Source organism: Candidatus Woesearchaeota archaeon (genome assembly GCA_018303405.1).
Taxonomy (GTDB): domain Archaea; phylum Nanobdellota; class Nanobdellia; order Woesearchaeales; family JABMPP01; genus JAGVYD01.
The window spans coordinates 39,307-47,014 of the sequence record JAGVYD010000007.1 but is presented as its reverse complement, the minus strand read 5'-3'; the positions used below and the strand labels follow the sequence as shown (position 1 = coordinate 47,014).

The window sequence follows — 7,708 nt, the reverse complement described above, 5'->3', positions numbered from 1 at the left end:
GAAGCTATGTAAGGTCAAGGCACATAAGAACGCAGGCAGCTGAGCTGTTTTGTAGGCTGATAGCCTACAACATCGGCTGTCGCCGATGGGATTTTCTACTAGGCCTTCTTTTCCCCAACCTTTATAAACAGATTTAGTATTCTTTTCCAAAGTGGCAATTACCGTTCTCGTGGCAATTGACATGCAAATTGGCTTGATGAGAATGATATTGCTATGTTGCGCGGCTGTAGTCTAGCGGTAGGACACGTCCCTGCCACGGACGTAACCCGGGTTCGAATCCCGGCAGCCGCATATCGAAGAGATGCTGAAATCGCAGTTCGTACGACCGAGCAACGCGAGTGTCGTACCAGCTCCCGTGTGAGCTGAGGTCAGCTCCGGGCCTGTAGCTTAGCCTGGTGGAGCGCCGGTCTTATATGGCCTCGCTTCATTTACAATGAACGGCTCGAAGAGAGCCGGTGGTCGCCGGTTCAAATCCGGCCAGGCCCATAAAAGGGGCCTAGACGGCCCCTATTATATTCCGTCAACGAATAGCCTTTTAAGAGAGGATTAACATCCAAAAAAGTCCTTTCTTCGAAAGGATGGATTTGCTGCCGAGAATCGGGTTGTAAAGCTCATCACGCTTGAATGGAGTTCAGGGGATTGAGCAAGGCGAAATCCCCTCAAGACTAATTCGAGTGTCAAATGATCGTGTCATTTGCTCCGTTAGTGTAGTCCGGCCAATCATGCGGCCCTTTCGAGGCCGCGACCCGGGTTCGAATCCCGGACGGAGCATGAACGCAGTGAATGCGACGTACGGCGCCAGAAACCGCAAGGTTTCTCCTGCCGGACGGAGCATTAAATAGTAAAGTGGAAAAAAGGTGTAGTGAGTTTATGGGATGGAGTAAAGCGAAATCCCATTAATACGCTCCCGTGCCAGCTGAGGTCAGCTGCCGGACGGAGCATTATATTAGCTGAACATATTAGTTGAACAAAAAGTTGATGCAATCGGAGGTCGTATAATGAAAAGAAGTTCAAGGCGCTGGAAAAAGAAAAAACAGATGAGATGGAAGTGGCAGCGCAAAAGGATGAAGAAGGAGAAAAGGAGACGATCCAAGTAATGGATTGTTTTGGCATCTCGCTATTTTCTTTTTTAACATATTAATTTTACAGTGCTAGACTTTACTCAGCGCTTCCGGAATCCCCGGATGCGCCTTCTGCTCCGGCAATTACTGCCTCAAGGCCATGCACTGCCTGGCCATCCCTATCCGATTCAATCTCGGCAAACGCTGCATTGGCATCATAGCCTACAGTTCCGGCGTCAACAATCTCTCCTGATTCTGTATCAATGATTAGGAATTCTTCACCCTCTTTCATGTGCAGGGTGTCAATGTTGTTGCCGTCGAGGTTTACCGTCCTGTAGAATTTCCCCTTGTCCGGGCCAATATGCCCATAGATGAACAGAAGCCTGGTGGCCCTGCTCTTCCCGGAATTCTTGATGGCTGACATTTCGCTGGCCAAAACAGAATAGAGGTTTTTGTTGTCAGATTCGTATGGCTTTCCGAAGGGGGCGAATAATTCAGGGCTGGGATTTTCATGCATCACGACAAAAATGTTTTTTGGGTCTATAGATTTTATCCTGTCAACAATCCCATCGTCCCTTATCAGCTCATAGATAGCGGATTTTTCAGCATCTGTGCCCGTTGGCTCAATGCCCTTTGCCATGGAAAGTTTTTCATCCAGGCTTTTTGACCGGACATAAGGCACTATTACAACTGCAGTGTCTGCATTCCTTTCATCTTTTGTCTCCCTTCCATTTTTATAAGATTTGAGGATTGGTAAATTCTCGACATAAGGGATGCTGCTGTTTCGAAAAATGTCTGAAGGGCTTTCCATTCCAGAATCATAATTCCACAGGTCAGACTGATATACTTCCCGGTTCCCCGTGACAAGGATTGGATCTGACCAAAGAGTTGATTCAATGATTTCGTTTAGGGTGTCTTTGGTTGTATAATAAGAATTTCGTTGCCATTGCATGTATTCTGGTGTCTGTTCTCTGCTTTGCCTGTGTAATTCTGCATAATACCCAACTGCATCATGTTTGACCTGCCTGCCAATTTTTTCATTGAAAGTCCTGTCAGGTTCCCCGTGGATATCACCATCATAAATAACAGTAGAGCCATGAGGTATAGATGATTTTAGCCTTCTCAGTACAGAGGCTTTCCCGTCCAAATCTGAAATAATTGCCACATATTTGCCCATATTACTACACATCGTAATCCAGCTTTTTAAAGCTTTCGCTACTATATAGTGATTATTATATAGTAACAACGTATTAAAATTCATGAGATTGCCTAAAAAATTTCATATACGGGTTAGAAAGCTTTATAAACGGGCCGAATTTCCTGCATGGTTCTGCGGTACACTTTCCGCAATATCATCTCCCATTCTCACAATCAGTGTGTACTTGATGCAACAATCAAGTATGAATGAGACCATGCAATGCCAATTCTGAAATTTAACGTACTAGAACAATAATAGTAAACAGTCGACCGTATAATCAATACCCGTTGATCCTGCGGGCGGCTGCTGCTAGTAGGATTCGGTTTAGCCATGCAAGTCAGGCAGCAATGCCGGCGCAATGCTCAGTAACACGTCATTAATCTGCCCTTAGGACTGGGATACCCTTGGGAAACTGAGGTCAATACCGGATAGGGGAAAGTCACTGGAATGTTCTTTCCCTTAAAGGCAACACCTAAGGATGAGATGGCGGCGGATTAGGTAGTTGGTGAGGTAACGGCCCACCAAGCCAGAGATCCGTAGGGGCCTTGAGAGAGGTCGCCCCGAGAAGGGCACTGAGATACTGGCCCTAGCTCCACGGAGTGCAGCAGGCGCGAAAACTTCCCAATGCGCGAAAGCGTGAGGAGGGAATCCTACGTGCTTATGCGATTTAGCGTAGGCTTTTGCCAAAGGTAAATACTTTGGCGAATAAATGGTGGGCAAGACGGGTGCCAGCCGCCGCGGTAACACCCGCGCCATGAGTGGCAGCCACAATTATTGGGTCTAAAGCGTTCGTAGCCGGTTTGACAAATCTTCTGTGAAATTGTTAGGCTTAACCTAACAGTGTGCAGGGGACACTAGCAAACTAGAGACCGGGAGGAGCTAGAGGTATTCTCAGGGGAGCGGTAAAATGTTATAATCCTGAGAGGACCACCTGTGGCGAAGGCGTCTAGCTAGAACGGATCTGACGGTGAGGAACGAAAGCTGGGGGAGCAATCCGGATTAGATACCCGAGTAGTCCCAGCCGTAAACGCTGCGAGCTAGGTGTTGCACATTCTTCGTGAATGTGCAGTGTCGAAGCGAAGGTGTTAAGCTCGCCACCTGGGAATTACGGTCGCAAGACTGAAACTTAAAGGAATTGGCGGGGGAGCACCACAAGGGGTGCGGCGTGCGGTTTAATCTAACTCAACACAGAACATCTCACCAGAGGCGACGGCAGGATGAAGGTCAGTCTGAATGGCTTACCTAACGAGCCGAGAGGTAGTGCATGGCCGTCGTCAGCTCGTGCCGTAAGGTGTCCTGTTAAGTCAGGCAACGAGCGAGACCCGCACTCATAATTGCTAACGGCATCATCGATGGACTGAGCACATTATGAGCACTGCCCGTGAAAACGGGAGGGAGGCGCGGGCAACGGTAGGTCTGTATGCTCCGAATCCTCTGGGCTACACGCGCGCAACAATCGGGTGTCAACAGCGCCCGGTGAATATGTCCCTGCTCCTTGCACACACCGCCCGTCAAGCCAACCGAGCAGGCTTTGGGTGAGACATAGCTTATTGGTTATGTCGAATCTTTTGTCAGTGAGGTGGGCTAAGTCGTCACAAGGTAGCCGTAGGGGAACCTGCGGCTGGATCACCTCCTTTTTTTCTTTTCAAGTGTTTCTTGTGCAGAATTTCAGGATATTGCATGGCTCATTTCATATTCCTCATATAACCGGGATGTTTTTGATCATAAAAAATCTCCAAGATTTGAAATGGCAAGAACAGAGCTCGATTCATAATATGATAATAATCACCAATGGGCCCGTAGCTCAGCGGTAGAGCGCCGCCCTTGCAAGGCGGAGGCCTCGGGTTCAAAAATTATGCTCACGGACCTCGGGGGCATATTGAAAGTCCCGACGGGTCCATTTCATATTCACTTAACATAAATCATGCTCATCACAAATGAGAGACAAGATGCAATACGTTACGCAACCCGTAATGTATGAAGGGTCTAGATAGCCTGAATTAATCACTCAGTTCCTATTGATGAAAGACCATAGGCAAAGAGTTTGGAATCATACGCTATTAGGCGGATGACTTGGCTCCAGTCGCTGAAGAAGGACGTGACAAGCAACGATATGCCATGGGAAGGCGCATGTAGCCATTGAACCATGGATTTCCTAATGTGACTTCACCTAGCACTCCGTAAGGAGGGGGAACTCGGGGAATTGAAACGTCTTAGTACCCGTAGGAAAAGAAATCAATTGAGATGCTGCCAGTAAGAGCGACTGAACACAGCAGAGGGCAAACTGAATCCTGCCAGCAATGGTAAGGAGATGTGGTGTTTTAAGACCTTCTTTTAATCCTTGAGCCTGACCAGAAGTTTTCTGGAAAGGAATGCCATAGAGGGTGATAGCCCCGTAAGGGAAAGGCAAGAGGATGTGAAGAGTTCTTGAGTACTGCTTATCGGATATTAAGCAGGAATTTGGGAGGTATTAACTTCCAACCCTAAATACGTCTGGAGACCGATAGAGGATAAGTACCGTGAGGGAAAGTTGAAAAGAACCCTTAACAGGGAGTAAAAAGATCCTGAAACCTAATAGCTATTTTAGAGATAGGGCGCTAAGGCGTTCTATCGTTCGTTTCGAATAACGTGCCAGGGAGTGCATTTAAGTGGCGAGGGTAATTCCAAAAGAAGGACCCGAAGCGAAAGCGACATGCCCGCAAGCAATTAGGGGCGGCGTATGAAAATGCGTGGAGTCACTTAGGTGCGACCCGAAGCCTGACGATCTAGCCCTTGGTAGGGTGAAGTGCGGGTAAAACCGTGTGGAGGCCCGAAGAGGTTCTACGTGCAAGTGTTCTTCTAACCTGGGGCTAGGGGTGAAAAGCCAATCGAGTCAGGCGATAGCTGGTTCCTACCGAAGTTGGCCGCAGTCAAGTGCCAAAGGAGATAGCTTGAATGGTAGAGATACGGATCAGGGATTTAGGTCTCGAAAGGGATCGGTTCCTTGTCCAACTCCGAATGTTCAAGCGTCGTAGATATTGGTAAACGGGGGTCCGGGGTAAGCTTGGGCCTCGAAAGGGGAACAGCCCAGACTGCAGTTAAGGCCCCAAAATGCTGATTGAGTGTTAAAGGGTAAAAGGTGTTTATTCTCCAAGACAGCGAGGAGGTTGGCTTAGAAGCAGCCACCCTTTAAAAAGTGTGTAACAACTTACTCGTCAAGAGAATAAGCCCTGAAAATGGACGGGGCTAAATCAGCTGCCGATACTGCAGACGTTCAACAAGAACAGTGGTAGGTATGGCGACTTGTGAGGGTAGAAGTGTCCTCGAAAGAGGGCATGGACCTTGTAAGTATGAGAATCCTGGCGGTAGTAAGATCTGAGCAGAGTGAGAGTCTCTGCCACCGAAAGGGCAAGGGTTCCTTGACAATGTAGATCAGTCAAGGGTAAGTTGGTCCTAACTGTGCCCAGAAAATGGAGCACGGGAAAGGGAAACAGGTTAATATTCCTGTACTATGCGCGTACACGCGGTAACGCAGGCCTTGTTTCTGACGCTTTGGGCTAGGCTGACACAAATAGTCGTTTGTGTTAATCAGCATATATCAGGGGAGTATCGTAACGATGAGAACCTGATTAAAGCTGAGAACAGCAGTGCTTTGCATTGTTCAGCTAATGCCTGGAGCTCGTAAAAAAGGAACAGGGATGGATCGTGCATAACCATACCCAGAACCAGCACTGGTGCCCCTTGGTGAGAAGCCTAAGGTGTGATGGATTAATCCGTTCGAGGGAACTCGGCATATTGGCCCCGTATCTTTGGTATAAGGGGTCCCTGCTTTTGTGTATTATGTATGCGAACGCAGGGTTCAATAACTAGGATGGTCGGACTGTTTAACAAAAACTTAACCTTGTGCGAAGCTGTAAAGCTGTGTATACAAGGTGACGTCTGCCCAGTGCCAGTACTTCAAACCCGGGTTCAACCGGGCTAAGAGCTGGTAAACGGCGGGAGTAACTATAACTCTCTTAAGGTAGCGTAATACCTTGCCGATTGAATGTCGGCTTGCATGAGTGGCGTAACTAGATCATCACTGTCCCCGGACGGACTCCACCGAACTCCATGTCTGGTGCAAATTCCAGAGATTTCCAGTGGGAAGCGAAGACCCCGTGAAACTTTACTGTAGCCTGTAGCTGCAACGTGAACCCTGATGTGTAGGGTAGCTAGTAGTCGCTAAAGCGTAGTCGCTAGATTACGTGTAGACGCAAATGAAACACTAGTCTTTAGGGTTTACGCTGCTAACCTCGAAAGAGGGACAGCTATTGGTGGACAGTTTGGCTGGGGTGGCACGCTGTTGAAATGGTATCAACAGCGCCCAAAGTTCGGCTCAGATGGGTCAGAAATCCATCGTAGAGTGTAAGGGCAAAAGCCGGACTGATAGGAATGTGAACAATAAGCAATCCTAACACGAAAGTGAAAAGTTACTCCGGGGATAACAGAGTTGTCGCGCCCGAGAGCTCATATCGACGGCGCGGCTTGCTACATCGATGTCGGCTCTTCCTATCCTGGCCGTGCAGAAGCGGCCAAGGGTGGGGGTGTTCACCCGTTAAAAGGGATCGTGAGCTGGGTTCAGAACGTTGTGAGACAGTTTGTTTGATATCTACTGGAAATGTTGGTGTCTGAGCGGAAGGAGTATCTAGTACGAGAGGAACGGTACTTCGAAGCCTCTGGTAGACCGGTTGTCTGACAAGGCATGCCGGGCAGCTACGCTTTACGGGATAAGGGCTGAAAGCATCTAAGCCCGAAACCCCCCGTGAAAATAGACACCGTAGAACATGAGTACAACACTCGCTTGATGGGACAGATGTGTAAGCACCAAGGTAACGAGGTGTTCAGCATGCTGTTACCAATAGTTCATACCTTCCAATACTTTGCCTATGGTCTGATTCATTAATTTCTTGTAATTTTTTGATTTGACTTGATAGAGGAATGAAATTTTAGTCGAGAAATGTCGAGAGGTAGGTATGAGAATGTGGAAAGTTGTCACAATCCATATTTACTTTGCTTTTGATTCTCTGTACTTTGCATAGAACCAAATTGTTGGTAAAAGGATTATAGAAAATGCAAACAGTATAATTGCGGTCCAATACAGAAAAATAATTGAGTAAGAGTAGACTAATATCCCACATCCGATTTCACTATTCGAGCACTTATCGAAATTGCGAATAAATGAAGGTAATTCAAGAAGCATTGATGTGAGTACTAATGATATTACCAAGGAGCTTACAAACACTAAAAAAATAACCTCATATTTATTCTTGGGAAACGTTTTATTCTTTGAGTTCTGTATCTTCATACTACCAATATTGGAAACCTACAATAAAAGCCTTTGCCAATCGCAATTCTTCCGTCTTTTCACAATAAAGTCTTATTAATTCTTGAAAGTATAGTATATCAAAACCAAAACATTTAAATAATATAC

The 7,708-nt window shown here is 47.0% G+C and carries 1 protein-coding gene, 4 tRNA genes and 2 rRNA genes; 6 read left to right on the top strand and 1 reads right to left on the bottom strand.

Annotated features, from left to right (window positions below; all coding sequences use genetic code 11):
• Window positions 1–220: 220 nt before the first annotated feature.
• The 3 genes from J4227_01515 to J4227_01505 all read left to right on the top strand — a co-directional run bounded on the left by J4227_01515 (window position 221) and on the right by J4227_01505 (window position 771).
• Window positions 221–291 (top strand) — tRNA-Gly (locus J4227_01515).
• An 85-nt stretch (window positions 292–376) separates the two neighbouring features.
• A tRNA-Ile gene (locus J4227_01510) sits at window positions 377–486 on the top strand.
• A gap of 210 nt (window positions 487–696) precedes the next feature.
• Window positions 697–771: transfer RNA gene (locus J4227_01505), tRNA-Glu, on the top strand.
• Window positions 772–1,158: 387 nt separating this feature from the next.
• Here J4227_01505 and J4227_01500 read toward each other — a convergent pair.
• A complete protein-coding gene (locus J4227_01500) occupies window positions 1,159–2,238 on the bottom strand; it encodes a hypothetical protein (GenBank protein ID MBS3109183.1) in 1,080 nt (359 codons plus the stop codon).
• A gap of 301 nt (window positions 2,239–2,539) precedes the next feature.
• On the opposite strand from J4227_01500, the gene J4227_01495 reads away from it, so the two are divergent.
• From J4227_01495 to J4227_01485, 3 genes are all read left to right on the top strand, one after another.
• Window positions 2,540–3,894: ribosomal RNA gene (locus J4227_01495) — 16S ribosomal RNA — on the top strand.
• Window positions 3,895–4,052: 158 nt separating this feature from the next.
• A tRNA-Ala gene (locus tag J4227_01490) sits at window positions 4,053–4,159 on the top strand.
• Between the two features lie 140 nt (window positions 4,160–4,299).
• Window positions 4,300–7,157: ribosomal RNA gene (locus J4227_01485) — 23S ribosomal RNA — on the top strand.
• The 16S and 23S rRNA genes sit together here with 1 tRNA gene alongside, the layout of an rRNA operon.
• The last annotated feature ends 551 nt before the right edge of the window (window positions 7,158–7,708 follow it).

Coding starts and splice junctions, on each gene's coding strand:
- J4227_01500 (MBS3109183.1), bottom strand. CDS start 2,238: ATGGGCAAATATGTGGCAATTATTTCAGATTTGGACGGGAAAGCCTCT.